Source organism: Pseudomonadota bacterium (assembly GCA_039193195.1).
Classification (GTDB): Bacteria; Pseudomonadota; Gammaproteobacteria; order Steroidobacterales; family JBCBZW01; genus JBCBZW01.
Genome location: JBCCWS010000002.1, coordinates 296,358 through 315,461, shown reverse-complemented (window position 1 = coordinate 315,461; position 19,104 = coordinate 296,358). Strand labels below are relative to the sequence as shown.

Genomic DNA, 19,104 nt, shown 5'->3' with positions numbered 1-19,104 from the left:
TCCACCTCAGCGCAGCGGCACACCTCAGGACTCTCGTTGGATACACCCAGGCAATTCGGCAACGAAATGGACGTGACCGGCACCGTCAAGGTGAGTTCGGCCCCAGCCGTTCGTACGGCCGTCAGCCAGATCCTCCAAGAGCTCTATCCGCACAGCGATCTGAGCTTGCTCACGCGAGCCTTCGACGACTTCGAACAGATCTTCCGCGGCGAGGTCGCCGGCTACCGGGGCTGCAAGACCGTCTACCACGACATGCAGCATACGCTCGACATGACCCTCGCCATGGCGCGGCTCATCGGTGGACACGATCGCACGCACAAAGGGGAGGAGTGCTTCGGCAGTCGTCTGGCGATGGTCGGGGTCACCTGCGCCCTGTTCCATGACTCAGGCTACATCCTGCGCGCCGGTGACCGCGGCACCTCAGGGGCCGAGTACACCACCACCCACGTCTCACGCGGCGCCCAGTTCGTCGAGGGCTATCTGGTGGGGGTCGGCCTCGCCGAGTACGCCGTGGCCGCCAACTACATCGTTCACATGACGGGCTACGAGGCGACACCGGACGATGATGCGTTCACCGATCCCCGATTCCGAGTGGTCGGCAATCTCCTGGGCACCGCGGATCTCATGGCGCAGATGGCTGACCGCTGCTACCTAGAGAAGTGTCGTGATCGCCTGTTCCCAGAGTTTGTCCTCGGCGGCCTAGTCGGCGATGGTAAGGACGGCGCGGCCATGCAGTTCCGCTCTGGCCACGACCTGCTCAAGGAAACTCCGAAGTTCTTCGAGCAGATCTTCCGCGATCGCTTGAATAGCGAGTTCAACCGCTCCTACCACCTGTTCGAGGCGTGGTTCGACGGTGAGAATCCCTATCTCGATGCTATCGTGAAGAACGCGCGCTTCCTGCAGAAGGTCCTGCAAAACGACAGCTGGGAGCTGCTGCGTCGTAAGCCACCGTTGGTCACCTCCGATGAGGAATCACTGGAGGAGACTAATCGCTTAGCCGTGAAGCGCCTGCGCGAGATGCTCACCAGCGATGCCGAACACAACAAGCGCGCAGCCACCTAGAACGTTCGCTAAGCGACATTCCTCAGCACTCGGACGTCCGCATCGACTTTCTCCCCAACGGCACGACTTTCGTGGACTCGAGTCGCCGAGCCCCTCACGCAAACTGACATTTACCCGATCACCACCCATGGAGTTCGCCCATGTCAGTCAACAGCCGTTGGATCGCACCCTCTTTGCTCTCGCCAGTGCTCGGCCTTCTGGCCAGCGGCGCAACCGCCGCCAGTTTGCCCTTCATCAACGAGCTGCATTACGACAACGCCGGCGGCGACGAAGGCGAGGGCGTGGAGCTGCTCGCCGCCGCCGGCACATCCCTCGCGGACTGGACCCTCGCCCTCTACAACGGCAGCAACGGGGCGGTATACGAGACCATCGTCCTCGAAGGCGTCGTCGAGGCGCAGAGTGACGGCGTCGGAACCGTGTTCTTCGCAGTTTCAGGTCTGCAGAACGGCCCCGATGGGATCGCCCTCGTGGCCCCGGACGCCACGGTGGTGCAGTTTCTGAGCTACGAAGGGAGTTTCAGCGCCACGGACGGCCCGGCGGCAACGATGCTGAGCGTGGATATCGGCGTCGCCGAGGGCACTGACGCAGCGATCGGCACCTCCTTGCAGCTGGTGGGTCGCGGACGTGCACCCGCGGACTTTGAATGGATCGGCGGCGCGACAGCTAGCTACGGCGCCTTGAACGTGGGTCAGGAGATCGCCGCTGTGCCCCTACCGGGCAATCTGGCCCTGCTCGGCAGCGCCTTCGCAGGGCTGCTCGGTCTGCGGCGCGCACAGACCTATCGGCGCAGAGGCATGAAGCTCCAACACAAGGCACGCCAGGCGATCCAAAGCAGCACGATAGGAATGAGCACCGTCTCCAACAGGAAGCTCGCCGTCAGCGTGACCACCTGAGCGGCAGCCCCCCCGAGGACCGCTCGGGCGCGCTCGATCCGTTGCCCCACGTCGAGCGATGCAAAGCGCTCACCCACGTAATTGCCGAGGCGTTCGAGGAGAGACTCGTCCCGCGGTGTCGGTGGATGGGCCTGGGCTTCCACCTCCTGAGCCAGCACAGCCACCTCGTCTGCCGTATCCATCAGAACTTGCGTCGCCTGTTCCTGCTCTGCCTGCAGGAACAGGCCGGAGATACCGCTGGTGACCAACAGCAATGCAGGAACGACCAGGCGAGTAAAGAGCAACGTGAGGGCGATCCGCTGCACGACGGCTCGAGTCCGTTGGGCGCCCAGGCTCGGTTTCCACACGCCCAGGAGCAACAGGGCGATGGCGAACCCTACCGTTAGGTCGAAGGGCCACCACGCGGCCATGCGCAACAGCGCCGACTCGATGCCGAGGGCTACGCCGCTCGCGAGCATCACCCAGGAGAATCGCTCGATGAGATCATTGACTGGATCGAGCAACTGACCCGGTGCCAGGGTCACCCCCACCCCCGCTGGCTGCAAGGCCACCTCCGTCTCTTGCACCACGGAGATCACGCCATTCAGACTCCTCGCCACGCCGTAGGTCACCATCGCGCGCGCCAGCGCAGCCTCCGCGTAGCGCCCTGCGGGGCGATCGAGTACACCCGAAATCGATAGGGCCAGCACGGCGAGCAGGGCAGCACTGAGTAGCCCACGCCTGAGCAGCGGTGCGGTCGGTTCCAATGCCGTAGGTTCTCGCGTCAAGACCGTGGTCCTCTCCATGTCGAAGCACAGGTGTCAGCCGGATGCCTTGCAACGGTACCGCGATGCGCCCTGGCGTGCTTGTTCGCCATCCGCGCATTGATTAACCTGCTCCTAATTCTCGCCTTGTAACGAGTTGCATGCCTGCCGACACCACCCTTGGGCAGTCCCCACGGTCCGCCTGGGGCCGACGCCGCCGAGTCACCGTGCTGGCTGCACTTGCGGTCGCCTGCGCATGGCTCGGTGCCTGTAGCGAAGCGCCAACAGAGAGTGATCTGCGGATCTACCGTCACGCGCTCGACAACAAGGTCGACAATGTCGATCCGGCCCGCGCCGCAACGGTTTATGCCAACCATCTGGTTCTCAACCTCTTCGACACGCTCTACGCCTATCGCTATCTGGCGCGCCCTTACCAGCTGAAGCCGAACCTGGCGACGGCAATGCCTGAGGTCTCCGACGATGGCCTGACCTACACGATTCGTATTCGCGAGGGCGTGCACTTCATCGACGACCCTGCCTTCGCCGACGGCAAGGGGCGCGAAGTCACCGCCGCAGACGTGGTCTACTCAATCGAGCGCCAACTAGACCCCGACACGAACTCCCAGGGCGATTGGCTCTGGCGCGGTCGTGTTGACCGCTTAGAGTCAGTCGATCGCTACACGTTGCGCATCCACCTAAGCAAACGATTCCCTCAGCTCACGCACACGCTTGCTCAGGGGTTCTCCGCCGTGATGGCGCGGGAGGCCGTGAACTACTACGGCGAGCAAATCGGCGTGCACCCTGTGGGTTCCGGGCCCTTCACACTGGAATCCATCGACGCTCAGCGAGCCGTACTCCTCGCCAACCCTACCTACCGTGAAGAACCCGTCCATCTGGACACCGAGGGGTATGACGAGACGCTGCACAGCGCGTACGGGTTAGAGGCGATCGAGGGGCTGGCGCCACCGTTCATCGACCGACTAGAGATCTGGTTCATCGCCGAAGACCAGGCCCGCTGGAACTCATTCCGAAAGGGCAACGAGGTGCACTACGCGCGCGCGTCGCGTGACGCTATCGAAGAGGCTTATCGCGACGGCGAGATCATCGACGGCCGCCTGCTGGAGTACCGGGCGCTAAATACGCCAGCACCGGAGGTCATTTACCACACCTTCAACTTCGATTTTGACGAGATCGGCTATCACGCGGATCCTGCACGTGAGGCACGCAACCGCCTACTTCGCTGTGCGTTAGTGAATGCGTACGATTGGCAAGCGCGCAATGAAGCGTACTTCGATGGCACGGCGGAGATTTTCTCGGGCGTGTTGCCACCCACTGTTCCAGAGTTCGACCCGACTGCGAGCCTCGCCTACGCGACGCGAGACTCGGAACGCGCCGGCGAGTATCTTCGCCAAGGTGATTGGCACGAGGACAATCTCCCAGAGATCGTCTACGGCTTCAACGGCACCAGCACACAGCAGCAATACTTCGAGCAGTTTCGTGCTTGGGTGGCCGAGATCGGCTTCCCGCTAAGCAAGGTATTACCTAAGAGATTCGGGAGCTTCGCGGACTTTGCGAATGCCATTCGCAGCGGCGAGCTAATGATGTCCTTCAAGTCCTGGTCCCTGGACTACCCGGACGCTGAGAACATGCTGCAAGCCTACTACGGCCCGAACCGGGCGCCAGGCTCCAACGACGCGAACTACGCTAACGATCACTACGACGCACTCTACGAACTTGCCTCCACGATGGAAGCTGGGCCTCAACGCACTGCCATCTTTCGCGAGATGAATCAGATGCTGATGGACGACTGCGCTGTCATCGCCGGCGTTGCACGCACGCAACTACTCATGTGGCATGACGAGGTGATCTACTTTCCTGACCGCAACATCGTTGGCGGCTTCTCCCTCAAGTATGTGAGCCTCGGTACCCCGCGCCCGCGCGCTGCACTCGGCGAATGAGTACGTGAGGCTAGGAGTCTTTCTCCTGCGTCGGCTGATTGCGAGCGTTCCCCTGTTGGTGGGGGTGACGTTCCTGAGCTTCCTCCTCATGGTGTTCTTTGGACCCGACATGTCGCTCGTGCTAGCGGGAAAGAACCCTACGGTTGAGGAAATTGAGGCGCTGCGCCACTCGCTCGGCTACGACCGGCCTCTATTCACCCGCTATGCCAGCTACCTTGGGGATCTGGTGCGCCTAGATCTCGGTACCTCGATTCACGGCGAGCCGGTAGCTGCCATTCTCAGGCGCACGGTGCCCGTGTCGGTCGAGCTGGTACTGCCGGGGTTTCTTGTGGGCAATCTGCTAGGCCTAGGTGTAGCGTTAGTCGCAGCGCGATATCGCGGTCGGTGGCCCGATCGTGCACTCATGGGGGCTGCGGTCGGCGCCATGAGCGTGAGCTTTCTGATCGTAGTGATCTTCGCTCAGCTGGTCTTCTCCTCTCGGCAAGGTCTTAACCTGTTCCCCGTCCAAGGGTGGATCGTGGATAGCATTGGCGACTATTTGTATTACGTCACTGTCCCCACGCTAGCACTCGTGTTCGTCACTGTGGGTTACAACGCGCGATTCTATCGAGCCGTGTTGGTGGAGGAGCTCTCTCGAGACTACGTGCGTACGGCCCGGGCCTACGGCGCCAGCCCCAGCCGCGTGCTCACCGCCGACGCCCTGCGCAACTGCGCTATCCCGATCGTCACCCGCGTCGTGTTCTCGATCCCGCTGGTAGTGATCAGCGGCAGTCTCGTGCTGGAGCAGTACTTCGGCATACCCGGGATCGGCGAGGCCACCCACGACGCGATCCATAGCGGCGATCAGCCCGTGCTCAATGCGGTGGTCGCGCTGACCGCCGTTGCCTTCGTGTTGGTGCAGACGCTAGCCGACGCGGCCTACGCCACCTTCGACCCACGCGTGACCCTTCGGTGAGCGACGCCCAGGCCATCGCAGGTAGCACCTCCCCGTGGACGACACTTCGGCGGGACCCGCTGGCAATGGGCAGCCTCTCGGTGGTGGTGGCGTACGCCGTGGTGGCCTTGCTCGTGGGCCTCGGCGCGTTGGGCGAGAGTTGGGCCCTGATCACGGGATCGCCCTTTGAAGGTCCGAGCGCCGCGCATCCAGCAGGCACGAATCGAAATGGCTTCGATATCTTCGCCCGAGGTCTCTACGCGACACGCACGGCGTTCGAAATAGGTCTAGTGGTGACCGCCGCAACGATGACACTTGGCGCCCTTTTGGGGGGAATCGCCGGCTTTGCGGCGGGCAGCTGGATCGACGAGAGCGTCCTGTGGCTGAAGGGCGTAATCGACTCCGTACCCTTCTATCTGCTGGTGGTCGCCGTGGCCTGGGCCTTGCCCGATGACTTCACCTACGCGATGCACGTGGCCATGATCAGCACCTTCTGGACCACCGGCGCTCGCTATGTTCGCGCAGAGGCGCTCAGGCTGCGCGAACTCGAGTACGTGAGCGCAGCGCGCGCCCTGGGTGCCGGCACGACACGACTCGTGCTTCGCCACATTCTGCCGAACACCGTTCACCTGATCTTAGTGCAGGCGACGCTGGTGTTCGTCGCCGCCATCAAATCCGAGGTGATCCTCAGCTTCCTGGGGCTTGGCGTGCGCGACGGCATGAGCTGGGGCTTGATGCTCGGTGAAGCAGCCAGCGAGGTCGGCCGCGGCCACTACGGTAACCTGCTCACTGCCTCCCTGCTAATGTTCGGGCTGGTGCTGGCCGTGAGCCTGCTCGCTGATGCGTTGCAGGACGCGTTAGATCCGCGTCGGGCGCAGGGCGGCCAGTGATTACTGTGGCTAGGCGACGGATCTCACACCCCGCGACCTTACAACTTTGCTCGTTCTGGGGTAACCGTGTTGAATTGCGTTGCAAATGGGGGCAAGTAGTCCGCTACCTAGGTTCGCCTGGTATCTCGCGCCGCCTAGGTATCTTGAGCCACAAATTGGCAGCTGCTAGCGTCAATCCCGAAAGACGCTTCTAAGCGAGACCGCAGTGAGAGACGCTCTTCTGATTCTACTGGTAGGTATCGGCAGTTATGCCGCGAATGGCGTGTGCAACGAGCAGGACGCACGGGACAAACCGAGAGCGCGCGATCTCGGCATCCCCTTCGACGGACAGCCCGGCCCGTTTAATGCCATTACTGACGTCGCTGGGGTGCGCGTCGGCCATCGGACCATCGTCGACGGTGAAGGCGCCCTGATAGCGGGCACGGGCCCTGTGCGGACAGGCGTAACGGCGATCCTCCCGTTCGGAGAAGACCCAGCGGCAGTCGCTTACGCTGCGTATCACGCATTGAATGGGAACGGTGAGATGACCGGCACGATCTGGATCGAGGAGAGCGGCACGCTCTCTGGGCCGATCATGATCACCAACACGCACAGTGTCGGCGTCGTGCGCGATGCAGTCACCGAGTGGTCGCTCGAGAAGACCGGGGGACAGTTGGCATGGTCGCTGCCGGTAGTCGCCGAAACGTGGGACGGCCCTTGGCCTCCCTACGGGGGCTTGAATGACATCAATGGATTTCACTTGACCAAGGAGCACGCTTTCGCAGCGCTAGAGGCCGCCACAGGCGGACCGGTAGCAGAAGGCAACGTCGGCGGCGGCACGGGCATGATCTGCAACGAGTTCAAGGGAGGAATCGGGACCGCGTCGCGCCAATTCCTCGTTGGTGCTGGGCGTTACACGCTCGGGGTACTCGTCCAGTGCAATTACGGGCGTCGCGACTGGCTGCGAGTAGCCGGCATCCCGGTCGGCCGCGAGATCCGAGGCGCCGATATCTGCTACGAGGGTGATGCGCCCCAAGGACGGGTCGAGCCGCCTTGCGAATCAGAGGAGCCCGCCTCAAGCCGCCCCGAGCTCGGGTCGATTATTGTGGTCGTTGCCACAGATGCTCCGTTGCTGCCGCACCAACTCGAGCGAGTTGCTAAGCGAGTCACACTTGGGCTGGGACGACTGGGCAGCAGCGCGAGCGACTCGTCCGGCGACATCTTCATCGCCTTCTCCACAGCGAACAAGGTCGCGTTCGATGAGCAGCCAGCGACCGTCCGGACCCTCGCCAACCCACACTTGACTGCGGTGTTTGTGGCCACCGTCGAAGCCACTGAAGAGGCTGTCGTCAACGCGCTGGTGGCTGCGGAAACGATGACCGGGGCCGATCGGTATCGCGTTCCGCGTTTGCCCCATGACGAACTTGTTCGGGTGCTTACCAGATATGGCAGGGTCAAGTAACCCAACTCCAATACACTGCGCTCCCTGCATGGCAAGCGTTGCTGCCCGTCGACCAGCTTCAACCGGGTTACTAGCGCCGGTAACTCGGTGACCATCGATTGTCGGATGCTGTAGAAGGAACACAGGGGCACCGTTATGAATACCTTGAATTAGCTAATCGATGAGATCTCCGCAAGTCGGCTCTAGGTGCGTAGGCGGGTCACGTTACGTTCTTGACACGGGTAGCGCGCGGAAGCGTCAGCAGCATTCCGCAAGTCTCCAGGCATTGAACGGGTAAGCTGGAGTTGTGCGCCTTCGCTAGGAAGCCGCTGGTTTCCTCATAGGTATGCATTTCGCGATGCCTAGGCTGAAGTAGGCGAGCAAAGCAAGGAGTACGTGCCATCCAGCGCCATTCGCGCTCGGACTCGCACCAATGCAGGCCCCAGTGATCGCGCAAATCGTCAACTGTGGCAAACGGACCGACGCGGCCGGTCGGTACGTTCGAGCAAATTCACAGTGATCGATTTCGCTAGGTCATACGGTTGATCAACATCTGTATCGGACAGCAGCGCCACGTCAACGCGTGGACTCATCGTCGACGAGCTCCTAGCCCCCTCCGGCTGCCCCGCGACCAAAGGGCGGGAATGGGTTGAAGTCTGTGCACGAGGTGAATCCGCAGTGCTGCGGGAACCGGGACCAAGCTTCTGAAAAAAGGAGCAGAATACTAGGTCCGAATTTGACAGTTAGAGTATGCTAAGGGGTCTTCATGTGGGAGATCAAAGATAAGGTCATGGAATTCACTTATTTGATAGACAAGATCAAAGATGCGGAATTCGAAGAGCACCCCTTTAAGCACATCTACATCGAGAATTTCTTCGAGCACTCAGACTTCAAGTCCATCACGGGTGCCCCAGAGATCTCATTGGGGGAGTGCAAAACCGACGAAGACCTGTTTGCGCGGTTGTTCGAGAACGACTACAAGGTCATCTCTTTTCCTGGGTGCACAACCGATTACAAGGAGTACATCCGCAAGCACTCCCACGGTGAGCCGCTTACTTCGCACACTGCATGTGAAAGCTCGGGAATAGCGCTGCGATTGAGTCCAAAGGACGAAATGCTCGTTGCTCTGGACAGGTTTCTAGCGTCGGATTCATTCAATGAGGCAATCGCTGAGAAATTTGGCATCGAGTACGCGTCCTGCAATGTCGATGGCGGTATCCAGAAGTACTTAGACGGATATGAGATCTCACCGCACCCCGATATTCGCCGCAAGGCGGCCACCTTCATGGTGAACATCAATCCGCACCAAGACAGTGAGAAGCATGATCACCACACCCACTATCTGAAGTTGAATTCGGATTACCAGTACGTTAGAGAGTTTTGGGAATCAACCCCGAAAGCGGAAAGGCAGTGGGTGCCCTGGGAGTGGTGCACGACCGAGTTTCTGCAGACCAAAAACAACTCCATCGTTCTGTTCTCCCCTGCGGACGACACGATGCACGGAGTGAAAGCAAACTACAATCACCTAGTCACTCAGAGAACTCAGCTGTACGGAAATCTCTGGTACAAGAGCGACAACACGTCATTTGCACCGACGTGGGAAGAATTAAGAGCTAGGGACTTCTCCGCCCCGCCGACAAGCAGAAACCCGCTTAGTGAGCCACTTAGATCAGTGAAGGGGATTGCTAAAAAGCTCATTAAGCCGCTTATCCCCAAAGATCCGAACATTGGTGATCGCGAGCACTAGCAGCCTGTTGGAGAAGGCTCAGTCGATTTCCAACAGCGGATCGTGCCGCCTGAGGCCTTGGACAATAGCCTGACAGTCTTCGGGAACTGCCCGCTTATACCGTTCAACCGATCGCCTCAGGAAAGGGAGACGCTACCGCTATTCCACGGTGACCGACTTCGCAAGGTTACGAGGCTGGTCCACATCGGTGCCCTTGAGCACAGCCACGTGGTAGGCGAGCAGCTGCAAAGGAATCGTGTACACCATCGGCGCCTGCGAGTTCGTTACCCCTTCAGGCAGAGTGATGACCGTCGTTTGCTCATCGTCTTCCAGACCCGAGGTGGGATCGGCGAACACGTAGAGGCGACCGCCCCGCGCACGAACTTCCATCAGATTCGACTTCACCTTTTCCAATAGCGCGTTGTCCGGAGCCACGGCGATGACCGGCATATCTGCGTCCACCAGCGCGAGAGGGCCGTGCTTGAGTTCACCCGCTGCGTAGGCCTCCGCGTGGATGTAGGAGATCTCCTTGAGTTTGAGCGCACCCTCCATGGCGACCGGGAACTGGGTGCCGCGACCTAGGAAAAGCGCATGGTGCTTTTCAGCGAATTCTTCCGCCAGCAGTCGGATGCGGTCGTCGAGGGCGAGGGTGTTCTCGATTTGCCGCGGGACGTGCTGCAAGAGATGGGTCAAGCGACGCTCGTCTTCCTCGCCTATGTTGCCGGTACGGCGAGCGAGGACCAGAGAGAGCATGTGTAGGGCGGCTAGCTGAGTAGTGAAGGCCTTGGTGGAGGCCACACCGATCTCTGGACCTGCGCGGGTCATCAGGGACAGGTCTGACTCACGCACGAGAGCGCTCTCCGGCGAGTTGCAGATGGCGACCGAGCCCACGTAGCCAAGCTCTTTGCTCATGCGTAGGGCGGCTAGCGTGTCCGCCGTCTCACCAGACTGGGAGATGCTGACGAACAGGGTCCCGGGGCTGACGACCGGCCCGCGGTAGCGGTACTCACTGGCGATCTCTACAACGCAGGGTAGCCCGGCAATTTTCTCCAGATTGTAGCGAGCGATAAGCCCTGCGTGGTAACTGGTGCCGCACGCAACGATGTGCACCTGGCGCACGCGCGAAAGTACCTCCTCGGCGTTCGGACCGAAGATGCCGTCGAGCACGCGGTCGTCGTGGATGCGACCATCGAGGGTGTTCGCAATCGCCAACGGCTGCTCATAAATCTCTTTGAGCATGTAGTGGCGGTACTCACCCTTCTCCGCCGCATCAGCGCTTAGGGCGCTCTCGTGGGAGGCGCGCTCGGCCGCCTCACCGCGCGCATCGGTAACCTGAATCTCAGTCTGCGTAATCCGCGCGACATCGCCCTCCTCCAGGAACACAAACTGGCGGGTCACGGGGAGCAAGGCCGCCACGTCGGAAGCAACGAAGTTCTCGCCGATCCCTACGCCGATCACCACAGGGCAGCCCGAGCGTGCCACGATCAGGCAGTCAGGATCTTCGGGACACATCACAGCGAGAGCGTAAGCTCCCTCAAGGCGGCTGACGGTAGCGCGCACAGCGGCGAAGAGATCCTGTTCCTGGGACATCTGGTGGTTGACGCAGTGCGCGACCACTTCCGTATCCGTTTCCGAACTAAATTCATAACCTAGCGTACGCAGCTCTTCACGCAAGGCCTCATGATTCTCGATGATCCCGTTGTGAACGATTGCCACCGCCTGGCGAGAGAGGTGAGGGTGTGCGTTCGGCTCACTGGGAGCACCATGTGTCGCCCACCGTGTGTGGGCGATTCCGCGCGTCCCCGTGATCGGGTCGCGGTCGATCGCATCCTGCAGCGCCTGCACCTTCCCTACCGTGCGATGACGAGCGATCGCACTGTGTTCATCGAGCACAGCGAGGCCCGCCGAGTCATAGCCACGATACTCGAGGCGGCGCAGGCCCTCGACCAGGACGGGGATGACGTTGCGCTCCGCAACCGCTCCTACGATTCCACACATACGGTGCCCTAATCCTCTGTTGAGCCCGGGGGCGTCCAGTGTTCTACAGTCGTTTGGCGAGCTCGGCCGACGGTGAGCGTGCCCGGCACGGTGTCGCGGGTAATGGTGGAGCCGGAGCCGATATAGCTTTTGGCGCCCACCTTCACAGGGGCGACGAGCATGGTGCCCGAGCCGACGAAGGCGCCGTCCTCGATCACCGTCTTATGCTTGGCACGACCATCGTAGTTACAGGTCACCGTGCCGCAGCCCACGTTTACGCCAGCGCCGATCCGCGCGTCGCCGATGTAGGTCAGGTGATTCACCTTCGAGCCGGCGCCAATCAGTGATTTTTTCACTTCCACAAAGTTGCCTACCCTGGCACCGTGCGAAAGCACTGCGCCTGGACGTAAACGCGCCATCGGGCCCACGGTGCACTCACCTGCAACCTCCGCGCCCTCGAGTACGCTGTTGGCGGCGATCACGCTGTCTGCGGCGATCGTGCAGTCCTTGATCACAGCGCCTGGGCCCACCTTTACCCGATCGCCGAGGGTGACCTCACCTTCGAAGACGCAATTCACATCAATTTGAACGTCTCGTCCGCAACGCAGGCTGCCGCGGACGTCCAGGCGGGCGGGATCCGCCAGCGTCACGCCGTCTCGCATCAGGGTGTGGGCGGTACGGCGGCGAAGGGCGGTTTCGGCGGCAGCCAGTTGGATCCGGTCGTTGATGCCCAGCACTTCATCTTCGTCGTGCACCATCTGCGCGTTGACCGGGATGCCGTCGGCCACCGCCATCTCGATGACGTCCGTCAGGTAGTACTCGCCCTGGGCGTTGGCGTTGTCCAGGTGGCCCAGCCAGCGCCTGAGCAGTCCGGTGCGACAGGCCAGGACGCCCGTGTTGACCTCTTGCAGGCGTCGTTGGCTATCATCCGCATCCTTTTCTTCGACGATTCGCTGCACGCGGTCGCCCCGGTCGCGAACGATTCGACCATAGCCCGTCGGATCCGCTGCATGAAGCGTGAGCAGAGCAACAGCGTCCGTGAGTACGGGAAACTCCGAGGCGGCGGAATCGTGATCGTCCGGAGAGGCATGGCCAGCGACTCGGGGCTCGGTTTGCTCGATCAGTCGCTCCAGCGTCGGCCCTGTGACCAGGGGGACGTCACCGTAGAGAACCAGGACCAACGAATTGTTATCGGTGAGCGTGCTCATGGCGCAACCCACCGCGTGACCCGTGCCCAATTGCTCCGCCTGGAGGTGCCAGTGGAGGCTCTTCTCATCGCTGAATGCAGCGCGAACGGCATCGCCTCCGTGGCCATAGACCACGTGAACCCTCGCTTCCGGCAGCTGGTTGCACGTGGCGATGACGTGGGCGAGCAGTGGGCGGCCAGCAAGTGGCTGCAGCACCTTCGGCAGATCGGAGTTCATTCGTCTGCCCTTGCCGGCGGCGAGGATCACAATGTCGAGTTTCACGTGAACTCCTTGGCGATACGCCCACGGGTTTGGGCGAGCCTGACCAGTTCTTTTCCCTCGGTCCAGTGACTGGTGCTCAAGGCACTACATTCCGACCAAAAACATCTGAAAACAGCATCAAATAGCCGTGTGAAAATTCTAGTAATTCTCCACTATTTGGCGTTAGGGGAGCGTACGCAGGCGGCAGCTTCTCTCATTGCGTACGCCGACGCGATCGGCGCATCGAGTGTTAGGGAAGCGCGAAACTTGCTAGTAATGCCGTTCTAGAAACTAAATACTTTTTTATCCTGAGGCCAGGTTGCGCGCGGGCCGCCATCCCATCGCATCGTGGACCTGATAGGGGGAACCACCTCCTTGCCTGCGTCCACCCAAGATAAGGAAAAGGAATTTCTAGAACATTAGTTCTCTTAACAGTTCAGCTTAAGCACGCTGTTTATCAAGGAGCTAACAAGGTGTGCCGAGGCATCGGAGCGTCAGTCAAGAGGCTGGTCTACCACCACGTGAAGGGCTCGATTCCGCTCCAACATCTCCTTTCGCATCTCACGGCGCATGCGACCGGCCTCGAACAGGGCCTTCTCAACATCCGTCTGTGGTTCGAGCTGGGGCACCTCGCGAGAGTTGCCCTGGTCATCCTTGGCCACCATGGTGAAGTAGCAGCTACAGGCGTGGCGCTGCTCGTCAGTGTGCAGATCCTGGGTCATGATCTTCACGCCGACCTCCATGGAGGTCTTCCCTGTGAAGTTCACATGCGCCAAAAACGTGACCAGTTCGCCCACCTTGATCGGCGCCTTGAAGGCTAAGTGATCGAGGGAGGCAGTCACGACGTAGGACTTGCAATACTGAGCCGCGCACGCGTACGCCACCTGATCGAGGAGCTTGAGCAGGGAGCCCCCGTGAACATTGCCAGAGAAGTTGGCCGTGTCCGGGGTCATGAGCACTGTCATGGTGAGGGACTTGCGGGGTCGATCGCTCATGGTGGTGGTGCGCTCCCCCGTTCGGGTGCTTTAGCGTCGAGGAGCATGGCATCCGCTTCCAGCGACAACGGGCCGCGGCGTGATGCCGCAGCCTCCAGCGGTATCAGCCTTGCTTGCGCAGGCGTCGGATCGCGCGCAGACGGGCAGCCGCTTCGGCCAGTTCGGCCTGGGCGCGCGCCCAATCGATGGTGGCGGCCTGGTCGTTCAAGGCGTCCTGAGCGCGGCGCATAGCCTCCTCGGCCTCCGCTTCGTCCAGATCCGCCGCGCGCACTACCGTATCCGCCAGCACTGTTATCAAGTGCGGCTGGATCTCCAGAGATCCGCCGGAGACGTAAAAGTGCAGCTCCTCACCGCCCTCGGGCAGCTGCACGCGGACATCGCCCGGGCGCAGGTCTGTGAGTAGCGGGGCGTGGCGGGGCGCGATGCCCACATCGCCCTCACGGGCGGACGCGAACACCATGGCCGCCAGACCTGAGAAGATCTCTCCCTCGGCGCTGACGATGTCGACCTGAATCGTGCTCATGCTTGAGGCTCCTTCGTAGAAGAACTAAGCCGCGAGGCTCAGCTCATCTCCCGTGCCTTCTCCACGGCCATCTCGATCTTGCCGCACATGTAGAAGGCCTGCTCGGGCAGGTCGTCATGGTCGCCGTCGACGATGGACTGGAAGCCGCGGATCGTGTCCTTCAGGGACACGTACTCACCCGGCGTGCCGGTGAACTGCTCGGCCACGTGGAAGGGCTGGGACAGGAAGCGCTGGATCTTACGCGCGCGGCTCACGGTGAGCTTGTCCTCAGGGGAGAGCTCGTCCATGCCGAGGATCGCGATGATGTCCTGCAGCTCCTTGTAGCGCTGGAGCACGCCCTGCACGGCGCGGGCCGTGTCGTAGTGCTCCTGGCCGATGACCAGCGGATCCAGCTGGCGGGAGGTGGAGTCGAGCGGGTCCACGGCGGGGTAGATGCCGAGCTCAGCGATCTGACGCGACAGCACGAGGGTGGCGTCCAAGTGCGCGAAGGTCGTCGCTGGGGACGGGTCGGTCAGGTCATCCGCAGGCACGTATACGGCCTGGAAGGAGGTGATCGAGCCGGTCTTGGTGGAGGTGATGCGCTCCTGGAGCACACCCATCTCCTCGGCCAGGGTCGGCTGGTAACCCACGGCGGAGGGCATACGGCCGAGCAGGGCGGACACCTCGGTACCGGCCAGCGTGTAGCGGTAGATGTTGTCCACGAACATGAGGACGTCACGGCCCTCGTCGCGGAAGAACTCCGCCATGGTCAGACCCGACAGGGCCACGCGCAGGCGGTTGCCCGGGGGCTCGTTCATCTGACCGTAGACCAGGGCCACCTTGTCGATGACCTTGGAGTCGGTCATCTCGTGGTAGAAATCGTTACCCTCACGGGTTCGCTCACCCACGCCGGCGAACACGGAGTAACCACCGTGCTCCTTGGCGATGTTGTTGATGAGCTCCATCAGCGTCACGGTCTTGCCCACACCGGCACCGCCGAACAGGCCGACCTTACCGCCCTTGGCGATCGGCATGATCAGGTCGACGACCTTGATGCCGGTCTCCAGAATTTCGGTAGCGGGTGCCTGGTCTTCGTAGGCGGGGGGCGAGCGGTGGATCGGACGGCTCTCGTCCGCGCCGATGTCACCCTTCTCGTCGATGGGATCGCCGAGCACGTCCATGATCCGGCCCAGGGTTTTCAGACCCACGGGCACGGAGATCGGGGCGCCCGTGTTGGACACGTCCATGCCGCGCTGAAGGCCGTCACTGGCGCCCATGGCGATGCAGCGCACGATGCCGTCGCCGAGCTGCTGCTGCACCTCGAGGGTCAGACCGCGCTCTTCCAGGCGCAGGGCGTCGTAAACCTTGGGCACGGCATCGCGCGGGAACTCCACGTCCACCACGGCCCCGATGATCTGCACCGTCTTGCCAACGCTCATACTTCTCGCCTCTGTCTTGTCAGTTCCGCCGGCCGCGCCGGCTGATGATTTCGATTAATGAATTCGATAGTTCGTTGCGTCGCCCGCAGCCTTAGACGGCCTCGGCGCCGCTCACGATCTCCGAGATCTCCTGGGTGATCGCCGCCTGGCGCGCCTTGTTGTAGATGAGCTGCAGATCGTTGATCAGCGTTCCCGCGTTCTCCGATGCGCTCTTCATGGCGACCATTCGTGCGGCCATCTCGCAAGCCACGTTCTCCACCGCCCCGCGGTACACCTGCGCTTCGATGTAGCGCATGACCAGGCCGTCGAGGAGGGCTTCGGCGGAGGGCTCGAAGATGTAGTCCCAGTTGTCCTGAAGGTCTTCGGAGTCTTCCGCTTCGATCGGCAGCAACTGCTTCACCATGGGCTTCTGGCTCATGGTGTTCACGAACTCGGCGTGCACCAGCTTCAGCTGATCGAGCTTGCCTTCCGCGTAGGCGTCCAGCATCACCTTCACGGTGCCGATCAGGTCGCTCAGCTTCGGCGCGTCACCCAGCTGCGAGGTGCTCGACATGATGTCCATGCCGAGGCGGCGGAAGAAGGTGATGCCCTTGGTGCCGATGAGGCAGACGGACACCTCGCGCCCGGCCTCGCGGTCCTTTTCGATCGCCTCCATCGCGGTACGGAAGGAGTTGACGTTCAGGGCACCGCAAAGACCACGGTCGGTGGACACGATGATGTAGCCGACCTTCTTGATCTCGGGGTGGCCGACCAGGAACGGATGGCGCGGATCCGGGTTGGCCTCGGCCACGTGACCGATCACCGTGCGGATCTTCTCGGCGTAAGGCACGGACGCCTGCATGCGCTGCTGAGCCTTACGCATCTTGCTGGCGGCCACCATTTCCATGGCCTTGGTGATCTTCTGAGTGTTCTTCACACTCTTGATCTTGGTCCGGATTTCCTTAGCTGCTGGCATCGATCAACCTCGTTACGAGCGGTACGCTTCGCCTGAGAGCCTTAGTAGGCGCCCGTGGTGGCGAAGGCTTCGACGGCGGCCTTCATACCGGCCTTGATGTCGTCGTCGTACTTGCCCGTGCTGTTGATCTTGTCCAGCAGCTCGCCGGCGTTGCTGCGCGCGTGGGCGTGCATGGCGGCCTCGAAGTCCACCACCTTCTCCACCGGCACTTCGTCGAGGAAGCCCTCGTTGACGGCGAAGAGGGACAGGGCCATCTCGGCCACGCTCAGGGGCGCGTACTGCTTCTGCTTCATCAGCTCCATGACGCGCTTACCGCGCTCAAGCTGCTTACGCGTGGCTGCGTCCAGGTCTGAGGCGAACTGGGAGAAGGCTGCCAGCTCGCGGTACTGGGCCAGGGCCAGACGCACACCGCCGCCGAGCTTCTTGATGATCTTGGTCTGCGCCGAACCACCCACACGCGACACGGAGAGGCCGGCGTTGATGGCAGGGCGGATGCCGGAGTTGAACAGGTCCGACTCCAGGAAGATCTGACCGTCGGTGATGGAGATCACGTTGGTCGGCACGAAGGCGGACACGTCACCGGCCTGGGTCTCGATGATCGGCAGGGCGGTCAGGGAACCGGTCTTGCCCTTCACCTCACCGTTGGTGATCTTCTCCACGTAGTCGGCGTTCACCCGTGCAGCGCGCTCGAGCAGGCGCGAGTGCAGGTAGAACACGTCACCGGGATAAGCTTCGCGACCCGGCGGACGACGCAGGAGCAGGGACACCTGACGGTAGGCGACGGCCTGCTTGGACAGATCGTCGTAAATGATCAGGGCGTCTTCACCGCGGTCGCGGAAGTACTCACCCATGGTGCAGCCCGCGTAGGGCGCGATGTACTGCAGGGCGGCGGACTCGGCAGCGGAGGCAGCGACCACGATGGTGTTCTCCATCGCGCCGTGCTCTTCCAGCTTGCGCACCACGCCGGCGATGGAAGAGGCCTTCTGGCCCACCGCGACGTAGATACAGAAGATGCCCGAGTCCTTCTGGTTGATGATGGCGTCGACGGCGACGGCGGTCTTACCGGTCTGACGGTCGCCGATGATCAGCTCACGCTGGCCGCGGCCGACGGGCACCATGGCGTCGATGGCCTTGAGGCCGGTCTGCACGGGCTGATCCACCGACTGACGGGCGATCACGCCCGGGGCCACCTTTTCGATCGGCGAGTAGCCGTCGTAGCTGATCTCACCTTTGCCGTCGATGGGACGGCCCAGGGCATCCACCACGCGGCCGAGCAGGCCCTTGCCGACGGGCACTTCGAGGATGCGCCCGGTGGTCTTGGCCGTGTCGCCTTCGGAGAGGTGCTTGTAGTCGCCGAGGACCACGGCGCCGACCGAGTCCTGCTCCAGGTTGAGCGCGAGACCGAAGGTGTCGCCCGGGAACTCGATCATCTCACCGTACTGCACGTCGGCGAGGCCGTGGATGCGCACGATGCCGTCCGTGAGCAGCGTGATGGTGCCGACGTTGCGCGCTTCCGCAGCAGCGTCGAAGTTCTTGATGCGCTCCTTGATGAGCTCGCTGATCTCAGATGCCTTCAACGACATGGTCCAGACCTCCTTTCAAATTCCCTTCGTGTATTCGGTGCTATGCGCGCAGCGTGCTGGCCAGGCGGTCCAGGCGCGCGCGCGCGGAGCCATCGATCACCAGGTCACCGGCCTTCACCACCACGCCGCCGATGATCTCGGGATCCAGCGTGTTGTTGAGCTGCACCTCGCGACCCAGGCGGGCGCGCAGGGCGTTGGCCAGGGCGGTGCGGGCCTGCTCGTCGATCGGCTCGACGGAGACGACCTCCACCTCGAGCGTGTGCTCGGCAGCGGCCTTCATCTCGGCGAACTGCGTGGCGACGTCCGGCAGCGCCTCAAGGCGCTCGTTGTCCGCCAGCAGGCGCAGGAAGTTGCCGGCCTCGGAGCCGGGCGCCTCGGGAAACAGGCCGAGCAGCAACTCGGCCTGGGCCGCAGGGTCGCGCGACGGATCATCGAGCAGCGCCTGCACGGTAGGATCGGCGACCGCGGCGGCGGCGATGTTCAGCACATCGGCCCAGACGCCGAGTTGACCGGCACCGTTGGCCACATCGAAGGCAGCGCGGGCGTAGGGGCGAGCGATGGTGGCGTGATCTGCCATGG

At 62.1% G+C, this 19,104-nt stretch carries 16 protein-coding genes; 7 read left to right on the top strand and 9 right to left on the bottom strand.

Going from position 1 to position 19,104, the window contains the following annotated elements; all coding sequences use genetic code 11:
• Positions 1-36: 36 nt before the first annotated feature.
• A complete protein-coding gene (locus AAGA68_03630; protein MEM9384125.1) occupies positions 37-1,062 on the top strand; it encodes a hypothetical protein in 1,026 nt (341 codons plus the stop codon).
• A 140-nt stretch (positions 1,063-1,202) separates the two neighbouring features.
• Positions 1,203-1,955: a hypothetical protein gene (locus tag AAGA68_03625; GenBank protein ID MEM9384124.1), complete on the top strand. Its 753-nt coding sequence runs from the start codon at positions 1,203-1,205 to the stop codon at positions 1,953-1,955.
• Here AAGA68_03625 and AAGA68_03620 read toward each other — a convergent pair.
• On the bottom strand, positions 1,841-2,722 hold the full coding sequence (locus AAGA68_03620; GenBank protein ID MEM9384123.1) for a hypothetical protein: 882 nt from the start codon (positions 2,720-2,722) through the stop codon (positions 1,841-1,843). The genes AAGA68_03625 and AAGA68_03620 overlap by 115 nt on opposite strands.
• A 137-nt stretch (positions 2,723-2,859) precedes the next feature.
• On the opposite strand from AAGA68_03620, the gene AAGA68_03615 reads away from it, so the two are divergent.
• The 5 genes from AAGA68_03615 (at position 2,860) to AAGA68_03595 (ending at position 9,647) form a co-directional block, all read left to right on the top strand.
• Complete coding sequence (locus AAGA68_03615) at positions 2,860-4,656, top strand: ABC transporter substrate-binding protein (protein MEM9384122.1); 1,797 nt, start codon at positions 2,860-2,862, stop codon at positions 4,654-4,656.
• Positions 4,657-4,660: 4 nt separating this feature from the next.
• On the top strand, positions 4,661-5,611 hold the full coding sequence (locus AAGA68_03610; GenBank protein ID MEM9384121.1) for an ABC transporter permease: 951 nt from the start codon (positions 4,661-4,663) through the stop codon (positions 5,609-5,611).
• A gap of 65 nt (positions 5,612-5,676) precedes the next feature.
• The gene (locus AAGA68_03605) at positions 5,677-6,480 is read left to right on the top strand and encodes an ABC transporter permease (GenBank protein ID MEM9384120.1); all 804 of its coding nucleotides are present in this window, start codon (positions 5,677-5,679) and stop codon (positions 6,478-6,480) included.
• Between the two features lie 205 nt (positions 6,481-6,685).
• Entirely contained in the window at positions 6,686-7,921 is a 1,236-nt protein-coding gene (locus AAGA68_03600) for a P1 family peptidase (GenBank protein MEM9384119.1), read from the top strand.
• Between the two features lie 745 nt (positions 7,922-8,666).
• Positions 8,667-9,647: a hypothetical protein gene (locus tag AAGA68_03595; protein MEM9384118.1), complete on the top strand. Its 981-nt coding sequence runs from the start codon at positions 8,667-8,669 to the stop codon at positions 9,645-9,647.
• Between the two features lie 138 nt (positions 9,648-9,785).
• Here the strand turns inward: AAGA68_03595 and glmS are convergent, their stop codons facing one another.
• The 8 genes from glmS to AAGA68_03555 form a co-directional block, all read right to left on the bottom strand.
• Positions 9,786-11,624, bottom strand: a complete 1,839-nt coding sequence (gene glmS / locus AAGA68_03590) for a glutamine--fructose-6-phosphate transaminase (isomerizing) (GenBank protein MEM9384117.1) — start codon at positions 11,622-11,624, stop codon at positions 9,786-9,788.
• A gap of 8 nt (positions 11,625-11,632) precedes the next feature.
• Positions 11,633-13,072, bottom strand: a complete 1,440-nt coding sequence (gene glmU, locus AAGA68_03585) for a bifunctional UDP-N-acetylglucosamine diphosphorylase/glucosamine-1-phosphate N-acetyltransferase GlmU (protein MEM9384116.1) — start codon at positions 13,070-13,072, stop codon at positions 11,633-11,635.
• A 473-nt stretch (positions 13,073-13,545) separates the two neighbouring features.
• Positions 13,546-14,046, bottom strand: a complete 501-nt coding sequence (locus tag AAGA68_03580; protein ID MEM9384115.1) for an acyl-CoA thioesterase — start codon at positions 14,044-14,046, stop codon at positions 13,546-13,548.
• A 103-nt stretch (positions 14,047-14,149) separates the two neighbouring features.
• On the bottom strand, positions 14,150-14,569 hold the full coding sequence (locus AAGA68_03575) for a F0F1 ATP synthase subunit epsilon (protein ID MEM9384114.1): 420 nt from the start codon (positions 14,567-14,569) through the stop codon (positions 14,150-14,152).
• Positions 14,570-14,607: 38 nt separating this feature from the next.
• Positions 14,608-15,987, bottom strand: a complete 1,380-nt coding sequence (gene atpD, locus AAGA68_03570) for a F0F1 ATP synthase subunit beta (GenBank protein ID MEM9384113.1) — start codon at positions 15,985-15,987, stop codon at positions 14,608-14,610.
• A 91-nt stretch (positions 15,988-16,078) separates the two neighbouring features.
• Positions 16,079-16,942: a F0F1 ATP synthase subunit gamma gene (gene atpG / locus AAGA68_03565; GenBank protein MEM9384112.1), complete on the bottom strand. Its 864-nt coding sequence runs from the start codon at positions 16,940-16,942 to the stop codon at positions 16,079-16,081.
• A gap of 41 nt (positions 16,943-16,983) precedes the next feature.
• The gene (gene atpA / locus AAGA68_03560; GenBank protein MEM9384111.1) at positions 16,984-18,525 is read right to left on the bottom strand and encodes a F0F1 ATP synthase subunit alpha; all 1,542 of its coding nucleotides are present in this window, start codon (positions 18,523-18,525) and stop codon (positions 16,984-16,986) included.
• Between the two features lie 40 nt (positions 18,526-18,565).
• Positions 18,566-19,102 (bottom strand): F0F1 ATP synthase subunit delta, encoded by a 537-nt coding sequence (locus tag AAGA68_03555; GenBank protein ID MEM9384110.1) that lies wholly within the window; start codon positions 19,100-19,102, stop codon positions 18,566-18,568.
• Between the last annotated feature and the right edge of the window lie 2 nt (positions 19,103-19,104).

Coding starts and splice junctions, on each gene's coding strand:
- AAGA68_03625 (MEM9384124.1), top strand. CDS start 1,203: ATGTCAGTCAACAGCCGTTGGATCGCACCCTCTTTGCTCTCGCCAGTG.
- AAGA68_03615 (MEM9384122.1), top strand. CDS start 2,860: ATGCCTGCCGACACCACCCTTGGGCAGTCCCCACGGTCCGCCTGGGGC.
- AAGA68_03605 (MEM9384120.1), top strand. CDS start 5,677: ATGGGCAGCCTCTCGGTGGTGGTGGCGTACGCCGTGGTGGCCTTGCTC.
- AAGA68_03595 (MEM9384118.1), top strand. CDS start 8,667: ATGTGGGAGATCAAAGATAAGGTCATGGAATTCACTTATTTGATAGAC.
- glmS (MEM9384117.1), bottom strand. CDS start 11,624: ATGTGTGGAATCGTAGGAGCGGTTGCGGAGCGCAACGTCATCCCCGTC.
- AAGA68_03580 (MEM9384115.1), bottom strand. CDS start 14,046: ATGAGCGATCGACCCCGCAAGTCCCTCACCATGACAGTGCTCATGACC.
- AAGA68_03575 (MEM9384114.1), bottom strand. CDS start 14,569: ATGAGCACGATTCAGGTCGACATCGTCAGCGCCGAGGGAGAGATCTTC.
- atpD (MEM9384113.1), bottom strand. CDS start 15,987: ATGAGCGTTGGCAAGACGGTGCAGATCATCGGGGCCGTGGTGGACGTG.
- atpG (MEM9384112.1), bottom strand. CDS start 16,942: ATGCCAGCAGCTAAGGAAATCCGGACCAAGATCAAGAGTGTGAAGAAC.
- atpA (MEM9384111.1), bottom strand. CDS start 18,525: ATGTCGTTGAAGGCATCTGAGATCAGCGAGCTCATCAAGGAGCGCATC.
- AAGA68_03555 (MEM9384110.1), bottom strand. CDS start 19,102: ATGGCAGATCACGCCACCATCGCTCGCCCCTACGCCCGCGCTGCCTTC.